The sequence below is a fragment of the Nocardiopsis sp. NPDC058631 genome (genome assembly GCF_042716955.1).
Lineage (GTDB): Bacteria > Actinomycetota > Actinomycetes > Streptosporangiales > Streptosporangiaceae > Nocardiopsis.
Window position 1 is genome coordinate 16,298 of sequence record NZ_JBHXQY010000074.1, and the last position, 16,474, is coordinate 32,771.

Annotated in this window: 12 protein-coding genes and 1 riboswitch; of the genes, 10 read left to right on the top strand and 2 right to left on the bottom strand. The window is 72.1% G+C overall.

The window, feature by feature from the left end:
- Positions 1-85: 85 nt before the first annotated feature.
- Positions 86-192: riboswitch (TPP riboswitch) on the top strand.
- A gap of 108 nt (positions 193-300) precedes the next feature.
- The 9 genes from ACFWTE_RS21745 to ACFWTE_RS21785 all read left to right on the top strand — a co-directional run bounded on the left by ACFWTE_RS21745 (position 301) and on the right by ACFWTE_RS21785 (position 12,609).
- Positions 301-912 carry an ECF transporter S component gene (locus ACFWTE_RS21745; RefSeq protein ID WP_378781500.1) on the top strand — a complete coding sequence of 204 codons (612 nt, stop codon included), beginning with the start codon at positions 301-303 and terminating at the stop codon, positions 910-912.
- Between the two features lie 105 nt (positions 913-1,017).
- Entirely contained in the window at positions 1,018-2,523 is a 1,506-nt protein-coding gene (locus tag ACFWTE_RS21750; protein ID WP_378781517.1) for an ABC transporter ATP-binding protein, read from the top strand.
- Positions 2,520-3,311 (top strand): energy-coupling factor transporter transmembrane component T family protein, encoded by a 792-nt coding sequence (locus tag ACFWTE_RS21755; protein ID WP_378781501.1) that lies wholly within the window; start codon positions 2,520-2,522, stop codon positions 3,309-3,311. Before ACFWTE_RS21750 ends, ACFWTE_RS21755 begins: the two co-directional genes overlap by 4 nt.
- Positions 3,312-3,366: 55 nt before the next feature.
- On the top strand, positions 3,367-4,155 hold the full coding sequence (locus ACFWTE_RS21760) for an enoyl-CoA hydratase/isomerase family protein (RefSeq protein ID WP_378781519.1): 789 nt from the start codon (positions 3,367-3,369) through the stop codon (positions 4,153-4,155).
- Positions 4,156-4,532: 377 nt separating this feature from the next.
- Positions 4,533-6,854, top strand: a complete 2,322-nt coding sequence (locus ACFWTE_RS21765) for a protein kinase (protein WP_378781502.1) — start codon at positions 4,533-4,535, stop codon at positions 6,852-6,854.
- A 402-nt stretch (positions 6,855-7,256) separates the two neighbouring features.
- Complete coding sequence (locus ACFWTE_RS21770; RefSeq protein WP_378781504.1) at positions 7,257-8,036, top strand: electron transfer flavoprotein subunit beta/FixA family protein; 780 nt, start codon at positions 7,257-7,259, stop codon at positions 8,034-8,036.
- A gap of 33 nt (positions 8,037-8,069) precedes the next feature.
- Entirely contained in the window at positions 8,070-9,014 is a 945-nt protein-coding gene (locus tag ACFWTE_RS21775; RefSeq protein ID WP_378781505.1) for an electron transfer flavoprotein subunit alpha/FixB family protein, read from the top strand.
- A 670-nt stretch (positions 9,015-9,684) separates the two neighbouring features.
- A complete protein-coding gene (locus tag ACFWTE_RS21780; RefSeq protein WP_378781506.1) occupies positions 9,685-10,950 on the top strand; it encodes a hemolysin family protein in 1,266 nt (421 codons plus the stop codon).
- Between the two features lie 168 nt (positions 10,951-11,118).
- On the top strand, positions 11,119-12,609 hold the full coding sequence (locus tag ACFWTE_RS21785) for an aldehyde dehydrogenase family protein (protein ID WP_378781508.1): 1,491 nt from the start codon (positions 11,119-11,121) through the stop codon (positions 12,607-12,609).
- Positions 12,610-12,636: 27 nt separating this feature from the next.
- On the opposite strand, the gene ACFWTE_RS21790 is transcribed toward ACFWTE_RS21785, so the two are convergent.
- Together ACFWTE_RS21790 and ACFWTE_RS21795 are read right to left on the bottom strand one after the other, a co-directional pair.
- Positions 12,637-13,398 carry a methyltransferase domain-containing protein gene (locus ACFWTE_RS21790; protein WP_378781510.1) on the bottom strand — a complete coding sequence of 254 codons (762 nt, stop codon included), beginning with the start codon at positions 13,396-13,398 and terminating at the stop codon, positions 12,637-12,639.
- On the bottom strand, positions 13,395-14,174 hold the full coding sequence (locus ACFWTE_RS21795; RefSeq protein ID WP_378781512.1) for a class I SAM-dependent methyltransferase: 780 nt from the start codon (positions 14,172-14,174) through the stop codon (positions 13,395-13,397). The genes ACFWTE_RS21790 and ACFWTE_RS21795 overlap by 4 nt, the downstream gene beginning before the upstream one ends.
- Before the next feature lie 149 nt (positions 14,175-14,323).
- Between ACFWTE_RS21795 and ACFWTE_RS21800 the strand changes: the two genes are divergently transcribed.
- Positions 14,324-16,384: a hypothetical protein gene (locus tag ACFWTE_RS21800; protein ID WP_378781513.1), complete on the top strand. Its 2,061-nt coding sequence runs from the start codon at positions 14,324-14,326 to the stop codon at positions 16,382-16,384.
- Positions 16,385-16,474: the final 90 nt, after the last annotated feature.

Consider the following 16,474-nt stretch of genomic DNA (forward strand, 5'->3'; position numbering starts at 1 on the left):
GGCGGGACCGCTCGGTGTCCCGGGCGCGGACGAGGGCCGTGGGGAGGAAACACCCCACGGCCCTCGTTGTTGACGCATAATGGAGTGAAACCGACAGGGGAGCGCGTGAGCGCTGAGAGTGCGGCCCAGGCCGCAGACCCTTACACACCTGATCTGGGTCATGCCAGCGAAGGAAGTCGTAGGAACCCGTCTCCGGAAGGCGTGCTCCCGCGCAACCGGGACCCCCCGGCGCGCGGTGCCGTCCGGCGCCGCTCTTGGCCACATGGGCCCTCGTCCACCCCGACGAAGGGACACCACCTGATGAGTACCGAACCCCGCCGCACCGGCTTCTGGCGTGACCTCCTCGGACAGCTGCGCGGCTGGCGCACCGTCGACATCGTCGTGGCGGCCGTGATCGGCGTCGCCGTCGGCGTCGTCTTCTGGCTCTGGAACATCGTCTGGTCGGTCACGACGCCGCTCTTCGTCGGGTTCCCGCCCGCGCAGGCGGTGGTCTACGGCATGTGGCTGCTCTCCGGCGTCCTCGGCGGGCTGATCATCCGCAAGCCCGGCGCCGCGCTGCTCACCTCGGTCGCGGCCTCCTCTGTGTCGGCGGTCCTGGGCACCCAGTGGGGGGTCACGGTGATCCTCGACGGAACGCTCCAGGGCATCCTTCCCGAGCTCGTCTTCCTCGCCTTCGGCTACCGGCGCTGGGGCATGGGCGTGGCCGTGCTCGCGGCGGCCGTCGCCGGCCTCTCCCCGGCCATCCGCGACAACATCGCCTACAACGTGGCCTGGCCCCTGCACCTCCAGGTCGTCTACGGCGTCATCGTCGTGATCAGCGCGGCGGTCATCGCGGGAGTGGGCGCACGGCTCCTCACCACCGCCCTGGCCAGGTCCGGCGCGCTGGCCCCCTTCCCGTCGGCCAAGGGCTGACCCGTGGCCGACCACAACCGCCGCGGTCCCGCCGGGGCGACCGCGCAGCACCCGACCGCACCGCCCGCCGCACGGTCCACCGGGGGTCGGGGCGCTCGTGTCGAGCTGTCCGGCTGGGGCTGGCGCCACTCCGGCCGCGACACGTACGCGCTGCGCGGGGTCGACCTCACGGTCGAGCCCGGTGAGCGCGTGCTCCTGCTCGGAGCCTCCGGAGCGGGCAAGTCCACCCTGCTGCACTCCCTGGCCGGGCTCACCGGCCCCGACAGCGCCCTCAACGGAGACCAGGAGGGGACACTGCTGGTCGACGGCCGCCCCGCCGACCGGAGCCGGGGCGCGGTCGGCCTGGTCGGCCAGGATCCGGAGACGCAGCTGGTGATGGCCCGCGCGGGCGACGACGTCGCCTTCGGCCTGGAGAACCTGGGGGTGGACCCCAGCCTGATCTGGCCCCGGGTGGACCACGCGCTGGACTCGGTCGGCTTCCCGTACGGGCGGCGCCACTCCACCGGCGCCCTGTCGGGCGGTGAGAAGCAGCGGCTGGTCATCGCCGGGGCGCTCGCGATGCGGCCGCGCCTGCTCCTGCTGGACGAGCCCACCGCCAACCTCGACCCTGCCGGTGCCGCGCTGGTGCGCGGGGTCCTGGAACGCCTGCTGGCCGAGACGGAGGCGACCCTGGTCCTGGTCGAGCACCGGGTCGCGGACGTGGTCGGTCTGGTGGACCGGGTCGTGGTCGTCGAACCCGGCGGCGGTGTGATCGCCGACGGCGACCCCTCCGCCGTGTTCGCCGAGCACGGGCGCTCCCTCGCGGAGCGGGGAGTGTGGATCCCGGGGAACGGCCCCGTGCCCGACCTGGCCCCCGCCCCGGGCGGCGGCCCCCGTCTGGAGGCCGTGGGCGTCGCGGCGCGCACCCCCTTCCAACTGGGCATGCGCGCCGCGCCGCGAAGGGTGGTGCTGGACGGCGTGGACCTCGTGGTCGCGGCCGGTACCGCGACCGCCCTGACCGGGCCCAACGGGGCGGGTAAGTCCACGCTGCTGTCACTGGTGGCGGGGCTGTCCCGACCCCACCGGGGCGAGGTCCTTCCGCGCGGCCCCCTGGCCGGCGCTGACCGCCGCCCGCTGGTGCGCTGGCCCGCACGGCTCCTGGCCCGGCACGTGGGCACCGTGTTCCAGCACGCGGAGGACCAGTTCGTCACCGGAACCGTGCGGGACGAGCTGCGCTTCGCGCCGCGGCGGGCCGGGGCGGGCGAGGCGGAGACGGAGCGCCGGGTGGACGAGCTGTTGGAGCGGCTGCGCCTGACCAGGCTGGCCGACGTCCACCCCTACACCCTCTCGGGCGGTGAGAAGCGGAGGCTGTCGGTGGCCACGGCCCTGAGCTCGGGCCCCTCGCACGCGCCCGACGTCCTCGTCCTGGACGAGCCGACCTTCGGCCAGGACACCCGGACGTGGACGGAGCTGGTCGAGCTGCTGGGGGCGCTGAGGGCCGAGGGGCGGGCCGTCGTCATGGCCACCCACGACGAACTGCTCCTGCGGCACCTCGCGGACGTGCGCGTGCGCGTGGCGGAGGGCCGCGCGGTCCCGGACACGGTCGCGGGGACGGGGGAGGTGGGCGGATGAGTGCGTCGCAGGACCGGAACGGGACGGGTGGCGACGCCCTGACCCTGGACGTGCCGCAGGACGGGGGAGCGCGCTACTGGCTCGCCCGGCTCAACCCTGCGGCCAAGCTGCTGGCCGCCCTGGTGCTGGGGATCGGTCTGATCCCCGCGGTGGACGCGGTCACCGGAGGCGTGGTCCTGGCCGGTGTGCTGCTGCTCCTGCCGTTCAGCGGGATCGACCGGCGCACGCTGCTCGTCCTGGGCGGTCCGTTCCTGCTCATGGGTCTGTCCAACGGCCTGGTCAACTACCTGTACGGCGAGCACGGGGCGGAGGGCGCACTGGGTGCGGCGGTGCGCCTGCTCGCCATCGCCCTCCCCGGCCTGGTCGCGGCCGTGACCAGCGATCCGACGGAGATGTCCGACGGGCTCGTGCAGAGGCTCAAGGTGCCCGAGCGTCCCGCCATGGGGGTGCTGGCGGCGCTGCGGCTCATCCCCCTGCTCGCCGACCAGTGGCGGACCGTGACCCTGGCGAGGCGGGCACGCGGCCTGGAGGCCGGGCGCAACCCGGTGCGGATGGTCACGCTGTTCTTCGGCAGGCTGTTCGCGCTGCTGGTGCGGTCCATCCGGACGGGGACCCTGCTGGCCACGGCGATGGACGCGCGGGCGTTCGGCACGGGGCCCCGCACCTGGGCCCGGGAGAGCCGCTGGCGGGTCGCGGACACGCTCCTCCTCACGGGGGCCGCCCTGCTCCTGGCGGCGGCGTACGCGCTGTCCTCGCGGCTCGGGACCCTGGTGCTGCTGTTCTCCTGACCCGGGTGGTTAGGTGGCCCAGGACAGTGACGTCGAAGTGGAAGAGGTGGAGTTCGTGGGCGAGTTCGTGCGCGTGGAGGCCGATCCGGACCACCCGGCGGTGGCCGTGATCCGGTTGGACCGGCCGAAGGTGAACGCGCTCAACGCGGTCCTGACGGCGGAGATCGCCGAGGCCGCCACCAGGGTGTCCACGGACCGCGCGGTACGCGCCGTGGTGATCTACGGCGGCGAGCGCGTGTTCGTGGCGGGCGCCGACATCAAGGAGATGGCGGACCGCACCCACGCCGAGATGCTGGAGTACGGGCGCAACCTCCAGAACGCCCTGACCCTGGTGGCCCGCATCCCCAAGCCCGTCGTGGCAGCCGTCACCGGGTACGCGCTGGGAGGGGGGCTGGAGCTGGCGCTGGCCGCCGACTTCCGGGTCGTGGGGGAGGGGGCCAGGCTGGGGGTCCCCGAGATCCAGCTCGGCGTCATCCCCGGGGCGGGCGGCACCCAGCGGCTGCCGCGCCTGGTCGGCCCCGCGCGGGCCAAGGAGATGATCTTCAGCGGACGCCACGTGCGGGCGGAGGAGGCGGGTCGGATCGGCCTGGCCGACGAGGTCGTCCCGGACGGGGACGTCTACGGGGCGGCCGTGGCCCTGGTCGCCGGGTACGCGGCGGGGCCGGCCGTCGCGCTGGCCGCGGCCAAGGAGGCCGTCGACAGGGGGCTGGAGACGGATCTGGACTCGGGGCTGGAGATCGAACGCCTGCACTTCGCCGGGTTGTTCGCGACCGAGGACCAGAAGACCGGGATGCGGAGCTTCGTCGAGCAGGGGCCGGGCAAGGCCGAGTTCAGCGGGCGCTGAGAGGCGGACCCGCGCAGTTCGGGACGGGTGCCGCCGATGGCTTCGGCCGGGGCGCCCGTCCCGCCCTTCCCCAGGGTTTTTGTTGTTTCCTGGCACGGTTTTAGTTATTTGTCAGGTTAAGTAGTGATCGGGACCTGCCCCCCTCGTCCGGATCCGGCCAGTCGAGACGCGGGGGGAGGAACCGGCCACGCCAGTTTTCCGTCATACTCGGTGATGGTCGTCCGAGGACGGACGGGTCGCCGGACCCCCATGACTCTCCGGCGGTGCCGAACAGGCCGCACCGGCCCGAGACGGGCCACACAAACCAATGGTGACCCATCCCCCGGCCGATAAGCTGGACGTGGTGGTATGCGGTCTTTTGAGGGGATGAGTTCTCGATGGCAATGTCGGCAGGTTTCCCCACGGGTGAGGAGCTGCCGGAGCGCATCGGCCACTACGTGATCCGCCGCCGCATCGGGCAGGGCGGAATGGGCGTGGTGTACCAGGCCGAGGACCCCCGGACCGAGCAGTTCGTCGCGGTGAAGGTCCTCAAGCCGGAGGTCGCGGGCGACCACATCGCCCGGGCACGGCTGGCCCGCGAGGTCGAGACCATGCGCCGGGTGCAGAGTCCCAACGTGGCCGAGGTCATCGACGCCGACACCCAGGCCGAGCTTCCGTGGGTGGTCACCGAGTACATCCCCGGCCCCACCCTGGACGCGACCGTCACCGACCACGGCCCGCTCCGGGGCCGCGCGCTCACACGCTTCATCACCGGGCTCGCCCGGGCGATCAAGGACATCCACGCGGTGGAGGTGATCCACCGCGACCTCAAGCCGGGCAACGTGATCATCTCCAACGGTGAGCCGATCGTCATCGACTTCGGCATCGCGCACGCCGTGGACGGCGCCAAGCTGACGCAGACCGGCACGTTCGTCGGCACTCCCAGCTACCTGTCCCCCGAGGTCATCGAGGGTACCGACCTCGGGCCCGCCACGGACATCCACGCCTGGGGCGGCACGGTCGCCTTCGCCTCCACGGGACGTCCGCCGTACGGTTCGGGCTCCTTCGAGGTCATCTTCTTCCGCATCCTCAACGGCGAGATCGACATGGACGGGATGCACGAGGCGCTGCGGCCGCTGGTCAACCGCGCGGTCTCCCGCGACATGCGCGGCCGCCCCTCGGCCGAGCAGCTGGTCAACGAGGCGGGACGCCTCAACCTCGACCTGCCCTGGACCGAGGACCAGGGGGTCCGGTCCACCGGGCTCACCGGCAACCACACCGTGTACAACCCCTCCGTGGGCGCAGGGCCCGCGGCCTCCGACGCGGCGGACAGCGCCAGCGGCGGGTACTCCTCGGGCGGTAGCGGTAGCGGGGGCGGGGGGCTGGGCGGAGCCGCGGCCGGGGCCGCCCTCGGCGGAGCAGCCGGCTACCTGGCCGGACGCGGGTCCCACGGCGACGAGGGCTGGGGCCCCGCGCACACCAGCAGCGGTGCCAACCCGGCCTCCAGCGCGTGGTCCGACCCGGCCGGGACCCCGAGTTCCACCCACGCGGCCCACTCGGGCGGGTGGCGCGCCGACGAGGAGGCCACCGACGACCTGTCCGGTGCCGGGAGAGCCCAGCGGGGCTGGAGCGACCCGGAGTCGACCGACGACCTGGGCGGGCTACGGGGGACCGAGCCGATCACCCCGGGAGGCGCCGACGACCTCGACGACCAGCAGGGCACCACGCGGATCAGCGCGGTGGGCGCCGGGGACGACCCGGGCGACGCGGGCAGTACCCGGCGCATCCGTCCCGACGAGCCGCCCCGGGACGACCCGCAGGGGACCATGATGATGGACCCCGTGGAGCCCGGCCGGGGGCGCCGCCAGCCCGTGGCGCCCGAGGACGAGTACCAGGCACCGCACACGCAGTTCTTCAACACTCCCCTGCACAAGGGCGACTTCGCGGACATCCTCACGCCCGTCGACCAGGGGCGCGGCAGCAGTAACACGCAGGAGTTCAGCGAGGACGACTACGAGGAGCGGGGCGGCTGGCTGAGCCGCTTCAAGCGCGGAAGCAACGACCGGGTCGGGGACTACTTCCGGGGTGACGAGGAGGGCGTCGACGCCGACGGCGACGGCTACATCGACGAGGAGTACGAGGCCGAGTCGTGGCGGATGCACCCGCTGGTGCTCATCCCCGTCATGGTCGCGCTGGCCGGTGTGGCCCTGTGGTTCCCCTGGTTCGGCGTCGGGCTGGGCGTCGTGATCATCGCGGGCCTGGGCGCGCTGGACGTGGTCAAGGCGGAGCACGCGCGCCGCCTCCAGACACGCGGGCCGCGCAACTCCGACAGCATGGTGGTGGCGCTCAGCTTCCCGTGGGCGTTCGGGCGGATGGCGCTGCGCACGGTCGGGTTCGGCCTGATCTACCTGTTGGCCGGAATCCTGGTCGGCATGGTCTACGCCACGCTCGTGGAAGCGACGCCCGGCCAGGGCGCCAACTACACCGGTGCCTTCGCGATCTTCGTGATGATCCTGCTCAGCTACATCATGCCGAGCGGCCGCGAGGCGCGGCACCAGGCGGTGTGGCTGGTGGAGCGGGCCCGGTTCCGGAGCCTGTACCTGTACATCGGCGTGATCATCGGCATCATCCTGCTGACCATGCTGATCCTGTCGATCGGGCTGACCTCGGCCCCGGACTGGGCGCCGCTCGGCGGACCGTCCGACTGGTTCAGCGAGTAGCGGGGCAGGCCCCCTCCCGGTGCGGGGAGGGGGCCTTGCCGCTCTCCGGCGGTCCACTGGTGGTGCGACCGGTTCGCTCCCGCCGCGCGGCACCTAGGGTGGTGGACACGCCGACAACCGTCGCCGGGTCGGGCCTGGTCGCCCGCTCGTCGCGGAGCCGAGGAACCAGGCGGCACGGTAGTGGTTAGGGTTTCCTAAGTCACACTTGGGGCCAGGGGTTGGTCTTCAAGCTACTACCCAGTAACATCTGGTGTATCGGCACATCGCGGGACCGGCCTTGACGTGAAAGGCGGCCCCGCCGTCGAATGACCGAACGGCATTCGGCATTGTTGGCAGAACGGGGCGCACCAGCGTCCGCCCGCCACACGGCGGATCAGAGTGCAGGGAGGTCGGCCACCGGCCATGAATATTGTCGTTTTGGTCAAGCAGGTCCCGGACACGGCGACCGAACGGAAGCTCAACGCCGACGACAGGACGCTCGACCGCGCAGCGTCCGACGGCGTCATCAACGAGCTCTGCGAGTACGCGATCGAAGAGGCTCTCCTGCTCAAGGAGAAGCACGGCGGCGAGGTCACCGTCCTGACGATGGGCCCGGACCAGGCCACGGACTCGATCCGCAAGGCCCTGTCCATGGGCGCCGACAAGGCCGTCTTCGTCAACGACGACGCGCTGCACGGTTCCGACGCGCTCCAGAGCGCCTACGCGCTCGCGCAGGCCCTGGGCACGCTCGAGTTCGACCTGGTCGTCCTCGGCTCGGAGTCCACCGACGCCCGCACCGGTGTCATGGGTGCCGCGCTCGCCGAGTACCTCGGCCTGCCCCAGCTCACGCTGGCCGGCAAGGTCGACATCGACGGCGGCGCCATCAGGATCCAGCGTCAGACCGACTACGGCTACGACGTGGTCGAGGCTCAGCTCCCGGCGGTCGTCTCCGTCGTGGAGAAGATCAACGAGCCCCGCTACCCGTCCTTCAAGCTGATCATGCAGGCGAAGAAGAAGCCGGTCGACAAGAAGTCCGCGGCCGACGCGGGCATCGACACCGGCAAGGTCGGTCTGGCCAACGCCACCACCGAGACCGTCGACTTCGCCGCGGCGCCGCCGCGCGCCGCGGGCACGATCGTCAAGGACGAGGGTGACGGCGGCGTGAAGATCGCCGACTTCCTCGCCCAGAAGAAGTTCGTGTAGGTCAGACGAGAGACTCAGGAAGGATCAGGGATTATGGCTGAGGTCCTCGTCCTCGTCGACCACGTCGACGGACAGGTCAAGAAGGTCACCACCGAGCTGCTGACCGCGGCCCGCCGTATCGGCGAGCCCGCGGCCGTGTGGATCGGTGAGGGCGCGGAGTCGGGCAAGGCCGTGCTGGCCGAGTTCGGCGCCGAGAAGGTGTACGTCGCTCCCGCCGAGCTCAACGACTACGTCGTCGCTCCCAAGGCCGAGCTGCTCGCGAAGCTGGCCCAGGACAAGGGCGCCGCCGCGATCCTCGTCTCGGCGACCGCCGAGAACAAGGAGATCGCCGGGCGCACCGCCGTCAAGCTCGGCTCGGGCGTGCTCACCGACGTCGTCGCCGTCGACGCCGACGTGGTCACCGAGCACAGCATCTTCGGTGGAACCACCGTCACCCACGCCCGCGTGAGGACCGGTGTGCCGGTCGTCGCCGTCCGCCCGAACTCGGTCCCGGCCGAGGCCGCGGCCGGCGCCGCCGTCGAGGAGGCCGTCTCGGTGGACGTCTCCGACGCCGCCAAGGCCGCCAAGGTCGTGGAGCGCGTGGTCCAGGAGCAGGGCGAGCGCCCCGAGCTGGCCGAGGCCGCGATCGTGGTCTCCGGTGGCCGCGGCGTCGGCTCCGACGACTTCTCCGTCGTCGAGGGTCTGGCGGACTCGCTGGGCGCCGCTGTCGGCGCCTCCCGCGCCGCCGTCGACTCCGGCTGGTACCCGAACCAGTTCCAGGTCGGCCAGACCGGTAAGACGGTCAGCCCGAACCTGTATCTGGCGCTGGGCATCTCCGGTGCGATCCAGCACCGTGCGGGCATGCAGACCGCGAAGAACATCGTCGCGGTCAACAAGGACCCCGAGGCGCCGATCTTCGAGCTCGTCGACTTCGGTGTCGTGGGTGACCTGCACAAGGTCGCTCCGCAGCTCACCGAGGAGATCAACAAGCGCAAGTAGGCACACGCGCGCAACACCCCGGACGCCCGGCCAGGACCACCTGGCCGGGCGTCCGTTCTGTGTGGGACACCGCCGGAAACCCCGTTGCGGACAGCCCGGTATCCCGTCCGCGGGATCGGTGCGTCGGTGCGAAGCGGGGCGGGGACGCGCCGGGCCGGGGCCGGACGGTTTCCGGGGGATGACCGCGTGGAGGGGATGTCGTTGCGCGCGTCACCTACCCGTCATCCGAGGAAGCGGCGAAGGCCCTTCCCGTGTCCCGGAGGGCGGGGACGCGGGAGCGGTCGGCAGCGGCTGGTGCGGGGGGACGGTCCTGCGCACCCGGGCCGAGGGCGACAAGCAGCTCGCCGCCCGCCCCCGGGACCCTTGCGGGCCGCCGGGTTTTCCGGTGGAGGGGGTCGTGGAAGGGCTGACGGGGGAATCTTGCAGAAAGTAACCGAACGGTGTCAGATCGGGACATGTTGCCTTCGCGGTGGGACGTGTGCTGCCTGAACTGGCTTTTCCGGTCGAAGGCGGGGAAGAGCCGCGGTGCCGCCTGTGGCCGATATCGGACACGTGAGGTGTGGGTGCGGCAGGTGTGCCAGGTGTGGCGGCAGGGATTGCGGGAACGATGCCATCACTTCGGCCCGACCCGGCCGCGGCACTGCTTCCGACAGAACTCCGAAGGAGTCCCATGGAGGGCTACGAGGCCCAGATCGGCCTCGTGCTGGTCTTGGTCGTGGTGAACGCCGTCTTCGCCGGCAGCGAGATCGCACTGATCACGCTGCGGGAGGGGCAGCTCAGGAGGCTGGCGGAGAGCGGCCCCGGCGGCCGTGCGGTGGCGAAGCTGGCCCGCGACCCCAACCGGTTCCTGGCCACCATCCAGATCGGCATCACCCTGGCCGGGTTCCTCGCCTCGGCCACGGCGGCCGTGTCGCTGGCCCGGCCACTGGTCGAACCCCTCGGCTTCCTCGGTTCCTACGCGGCTCCGGCCTCCGTCGTCCTGGTGACCGTCGTACTGACCTTCGTCACCCTGGTCCTGGGCGAACTCGCGCCCAAGCGCATCGCCATGCAGCGGGCCGAACCCTGGGCCCTCCTCGTCGCCAGGCCGCTCAACGCCCTCGCCGTGCTGTCGCGCCCCGCCGTGTGGCTGCTCAGCGTCTCCACCGACCTGGTGGTGCGTCTGGGCGGGGTGGACCCCAAGGCGAACAGGGACGAGGTCTCCGAGGAGGAGCTCCGGGAGATGATCTCGGCGAGCGGCGACATGACCCCCGAGCAGCGGACCATCCTCTCCGGCGCGTTCGAGATCACCGACCGCATGCTGCGCCAGGTCCTGGTCCCGCGCCGCGACGTGGACGCCGTCCCCGCGTCCCTGCCCGCGGGCGAGGCCGCCCTGCTCCTCGCCGAGCACGGCCACTCGCGGGCACCCGTGGTCACCGTCGGGGACGTGGACGACGTCGTCGGCATCGTGCACTGGTCGGACCTGGTCCGGGGAGAGGGGGACGCGGGCGCCCTCGCCCGCGATCCGCTGCTGTTACCGGACTCCCTGTCGGTGTCGCAGGCGCTCCGGAGGATGACCGGAGAGCGCCAGCAGATGGCGGTGGTCATCGGGGAGAGCGGCGCGGTCGCGGGCATCGTCAGCATGGAGGACCTGCTGGAGGAGGTCGTCGGTGAGATCTACGACGAGACCGACTCCGACGACCGGGTCCCCACCCGGTTGGAAGGAGGCGTCCTCCGCGTCCCCGGCACCTACCCCGTCCACGAGCTGGAGGGCCTCGGCGTCGTTCTCACCTCGCCCCCCGAGGGCAGCTACGTCACGGTCGCCGGGATGGTCCTGGTCGTGCTCGGCCACATCCCCGAGGGGCCGGGGGAGAGCGTCGACCTGGGCGGGTGGACCGCCAGGGTCACCGAGGCCGACGGCCGGGTCGTCAGCGAACTGCTGCTCGTCCCCCACGGGTGACCACCCCCGTGCGGTCGGCGCGTGCGGGTCCGCCCCCGGACGGGGTCCATGGGCGCCGGACGACACCGACTCCCTGAACAGTTCACCAAGGAGCGGCAAGCCCTGTTGCCCGCGCGGTCCTTCCGGGACACCGTTGCGGAGAGTGAAGCCGACACCAGGGGGATCCCGATGACCGCCGATCAGACACCCGCCCCCTACACGGGCCTTGACCGGATGACCATCGGCGGAGAGTGGCGCCACGGCTCCTCCGGTGACGTCCACGAGAATGTCGACCCCTACGACGACAGGGTCCTCGCCGAGATCCACCTGGCCGACGCCGACGACGTCGACCTCGCCTACCAGGCGGCCGAGCGCGCGTGGCCGATCTGGGCGGAGACCCCCGCCTACGAGCGGGCGGAGGTGTTCCGCCGCGCTCTCCGCGTCTTCGACGCGCGCCGCACCGAGATCGTCGACTGGCTCGTCCGCGAGGCCGGAGCCGTCCGGGACCGGGCCGAGTTCGAGTGGGGGCTGGTCCGCAGCGGCATGGCCGAGGCAGCCTCCTACCCCACCCGCGTCGAGGGCCGCATCCTGCCCGGGCTCACCCCGGGGAAGGAGAACCGCGTCTACCGCGAGCCCCTGGGCGTCGTCACCGTGATCAGCCCGTGGAACTTCCCGCTCCAGCTCTCCCACCGCTCCGTCGCGCCCGCGATCGCCCTCGGCAACACCGTCGTCCTCAAACCGGCGGAGAACACCCCGATCACCGGTGGTGTCCTCCTCGCCCGCATCTACGAGGAGGCGGGGCTGCCCCCCGGCGTGTTCAACGTGGTCCTCGGCAAGGGCGGCCAGATCGGCGACGCGCTCGTCACGCACGAGGCCTCGCGGATGGTGTCCTTCACCGGGTCGACCGACGTGGGGCGCCACATCTCACGGCTGATCCCGCTCAAGAGGCGCGCGCTCGAACTGGGCGGCAACTGCCCCGTCGTGGTGCTGGACGACGCGGACCTGGACCTGGCGGCCGACGCCGCGGTGTTCGGCTCCTACTACCACCAGGGCCAGATCTGCATGGCCACGAACCGGATCATCGCCACCACAGGCGTTCACGACGAGCTGGTCGACCGGATCATCGCGCGGGTCCGGGCCCTGCGGGTCGGGGACCCGAGGGACCCCGCGACCCAGATCGGCCCCGTCATCGACGACGACCAGGCCGAGGGCGTTCGCGACCTGGTGGACAGGTCGGTCGAGGTCGGAGCACAGCTCCTGCTGTCCGGTGAACCGGGCGGTCCGGCCGGCAGGGTACTGCCTCCCTACCTGCTGCTCGCGGGCAACCACGCGCCGTGCGCATCCGAGGAGGTGTTCGGCCCGGTGGCCACGGTCATCAGGGCGACGGAGGAGGAGGACGCGCTCCGCATCGCCAACGACACCGAGTACGGGCTGGCCAGCGCCGTCCACACCAGGGACGCCGAGAGGGGCGTCCGGTTCGCCCGGCGGCTGCGGGTGGGCATGACACACGTCAACGACACCACCCTCAACGACGAGGCCAACACCGCGTTCGGCGGGGAGGAGCACTCCGGTCACGGGCGCTTCGGCGGGGAATGGGCGATCGAGGCGTTCACCACCGACCACTGGGTCAGCGTCCAGCACGTTCCCCGCGCCCTCCCGTTCGGCCTCGGCGGACGGTGAGGGCCGGGACGCCGGGGAGGGCCCGCGTCAGCGCCTGCGCAGCACCAGCAGCAGGTTCCAGGTGACGACCTCGCGCAGGAAGGGTACGTGCACGACCGGTTTCGCCCACCCGGGCAGGTAGCGGGGGCGGATGTCCACGGTGTCCACGTCGGAGCGCCCGCGCGCCCAGCGCAGCATCTCCTTGGCGTGCGCGGCGTACATGCTGCGCCCGAAGTCGTTCTTGGGCCGTCGGCCGTTGCGCCGGGCGAACCGTTCCGCCGCGTACGAGCCGCCCAGGTAGTGCCACGGGGAGGTCTCGTGCCCGCCCCACGGGGACAGCCACAGCGTGTACGACAGGTAGACCAGGCCGCCGGGCCTGGTCACCCGCACCATCTCGTCGGCCATCCGCACGCGGTCCGGCACATGCTCCAGCACGTTGGAGGAGAAGCACACGTCCACCGAACCCGTGCGCAGCGGCAGGGCCAGGGCGCTGCCCTGGACGCCGTGCGCATCGGCCTCGCGGCCGTGCAGCGTCATCTCGTGGGCATCGGAGTCCACGCACAGGCAGCGGGCCCCGGCGGCGCGGAGCTCGTCGGCGAAGTAGCCGGGGCCGCCGCCCACGTCCACGACGAGCCGCCCGTCCAGGGGCGTGTAGGAGCGCAGCTGGGCGACGGTGTCGCGGGCCAGCTCCCCGTAGAAGAACGCCGGGTCGGTCTGCTCCCTGCGGAACGCGGCGAACAGCCCCACCGAGCGCCCCAGGGTGGCGCGGAACGGCACGGTCCCGTCGGTGCGGGCGTCGGCGGAGGTCACGCGGAGCCCCCTTCGGTGGTCGCGGACGCGTCCATCACCACGAAGTGGCGCAGGTGCCGCCAGTGGTCGCCGCCCCAGTACTCGTCCGAGGCCGCGATCCGGCCGTCGGGAACCAGTTCGGCGATCCGCCCGGTGCGCAGGGTGTGCATCCTCATCGGCGCCGGGTAGCGGAGTACCACCCTCTGGGCCAGCGCGACCAGGGGCCACGGCACGTACCGGAACACCATCCCCTTGAAGGTGCGGCGCTCGGTCTCGGGTACGCCCAGGACCATCACGCCTCCGGGGCGCAGCACCCGGGCGAACTCGCGCACGTAGCCCTCGGCCAGTTCTGCCGGAAGGTGTTGCAGGACCAGGTCGGTGTACACCAGGTCGAACGAGTCGTCGTCGAACAGCGCCAGGTCGGGGCGCTCGTTCAGGGCGAAGGTGATCCGCCCTTCCGAGCGGTCCAGGCGGCGGGCCTCCTCCAGCATCGGAGCGGAGATGTCCACCCCGACGACCTCGTCGAAGTGTGCCGCCAGCGCGTTGGACAGCCGCCCGGCGCCGCAGCCGAAGTCGAGGACCCTGCCGCCTTCGGGGCGGATGCCCAGCTCGCCCAGGCGGGCGACCGCAGGATCGACGTCGGAGCGCCCCGAGGCGAGGAACTCGTCGTCGTCCCACCCGCCGTCGCGCTTGTCCGGGTCCACGCACACCGCCCACAGCGGCTCGGCGGAACCCAGGCGGGTCCAGTCACGGCGGACCTGTTCGAGCCCCACCGACATCACCTCCACGGTGCTCACGACCCCGCCGGAACGCTTTTCTGCATCATGTTCCTGTTATGGATACCCAGTTCATGGAGGCATGCGTCCGAGGTCAAGATGGAAAGTGGAACGTGTTGTATTCTGACACCCATTTTCCGGGTTGGCCAACCTACGGCGGGGAGAGATCGATGCCGCCTGTTTCCCCCACGGCGAGTGGACACGACGGCGCGGAGGTACAGGCGCCCGGCGGGGCACCCAGGGTACGCCGCCCCGCCGACGACCCCGACGGGGAGGGGCCGGGCCTCGGGGACCTGGCCGGAGCGGCCCTCTCCGCCCTGCGCCGCCTCTCGCGCGACCGGCTGGTCCTGGCGGGGCTGCTGGTCGTCGCGGCGGCGGTCGGCCTCAAGGCGTACGTTCTCACGCAGTCGTACTTCGTGGAGGACGACTACCTCTTCTTCGCCTCCGCGTACGCCAGCGACCTCGGTCCCGACTACCTCCTCACCCTCCACAAGGGCCACCTGATGCCGGGCGCGCTGTTCCTGGTGTACCTCCAGACCACGTTCTGGCCGTACGAGTGGTGGGTCAGCGCGGGCACCATGCTGGCGCTCCAGGCCGCCGCACTGCTGGGGTTCCTCCGTCTCCTGTGGGAGCTGTTCGGCCGCCGGTGGGCACTGCTCGTCCCGTTGACCGTGTACGCGCTGGCCCCGCTGACCGTGCCCGTCCTGGGGTGGTGGTCGGCGGCGCTCAACGCGGTGCCCTTCCAGCTCGCACTGGTGCTCGCCGTGCTGTGGACCGTGCGGCACCTGCGCACCGGCGACACGCGGTTCGCCTGGTGGGCCGTCGGGGCGGTCGTGTTCGGCATGCTGTTCACGGTCAAGGCGATGTTCCTGCCGCCGGTGCTGTTCGCGGTGGCCGTCGCCTTCCTCTACCCGAGCGCCCCGGTCCTCGCGATCCGCCGGGCCTGGGTGGTCCACCGTCCCTTCTGGGCGGCGATGGGCGTGCTCTTCGCCGCGTACACGGTGTTCTACCTGGGGCGGATGCGCGCGGGGGAGGGCGGCGAGGGAGCCGGCGTGCCCGAGAGCGAACCCGCCCTGACCATGCTGCGGGGACTGCTCACCGAGGTCTTCCCGGTCGGCGCCCTGGGCGGTCCGCCGGAGTGGGGGCCGGTCACACCGACCGGCGGACTCCTCGACCCGCCCGGCCCGGTCCTGCTCGCCTCCTGGGCGGTCCTCACCGTGATCGTGCTGGCGAGCCTCTGGCTGCGGCGCCGCTCCTGGCGGGCGTGGGCCCTGCTGCTGGGCTACCTGCTCGTCGTCGACATCGTCCCCACGATCATCGCGCGCGGCAGGTTCCAGGACGTTGCCGCCTCCGACCCCCGGTACGTGGCCGACGCCGCCCCCGTGTTCGCGCTGTGTCTGGCGCTGGCCTTCCTGCCGACGCGGGAGGAGAGGGCGCGCGCCCTGACCGGAGGTGCGGGGGACCGCGCGGGAACCGCGGCCGCGCCCTACCGGGTCCCTCCCCGACGTGCGGCCCGCACCGCCGCGGTCCTGGCGACACTGGCGTACACGGCATCGGCGGTGTGGTCCACGCACGCCTACGCGCAGACGCTCGGCGGCGACCGCCTCCAGTGGTACCTGGACACGGTGCGCGCCTCCCTGCGCGACGTCCCGGAGGAGGGCGGCCTGTACGCGCGTCCCGTCCCGGAGGACGTGGTGCTGGAGTGGAACGGTCAGCGCCGCCTCAGCTCGTGGGTCCTGCCGCCGTTGGCCGGGCCCGACATCGCCGAGCGGATGGTGACGCCGGAGGAGTCCGGGGCCGCGTACGTGTTCAACGACGCGGGCTACCTCGTGCCGGCGCGGCCGTCCGACAGCAGCTACGTCTTCGGCCCCGGATCCGAAGACTCCTGTCTGGAGCCCTGGGAGGGGCTCATGTCGTGGCCGGTGCGGGTACACGGCGGTCCCGCCCAGGTCGTCACCCTCGGCTACACGGCGGAGGAGGACGTCCCCGTGGTGGTCGCGCTGGGCGACGACTGGATCGAGGTGGACCTGCCCGCCGCGGACGAGAACGGCATCCGGTACATCCCCGCCGGAGCGCCGGGGCAGCAGCTGTCGGTGTTCCTGCCCGAGGACCCCGACGACCGGGGCGGGCTGTGCCTGAACTGGGTGTCCGTGGGCGGCATGGCACCCACGGTCGAGGACAACCCCTGGGAGCCCGAGGAGGACGACCGCACGGGCGGTGACGCGGACTAGGCCGTGTTCCGCGGATCATTCCGGGCTCGCAACCGCCAGGCTGCCTCTCGCTGCGCCGACCACGCTTGGACAGCCAGACCCGGGCTGACC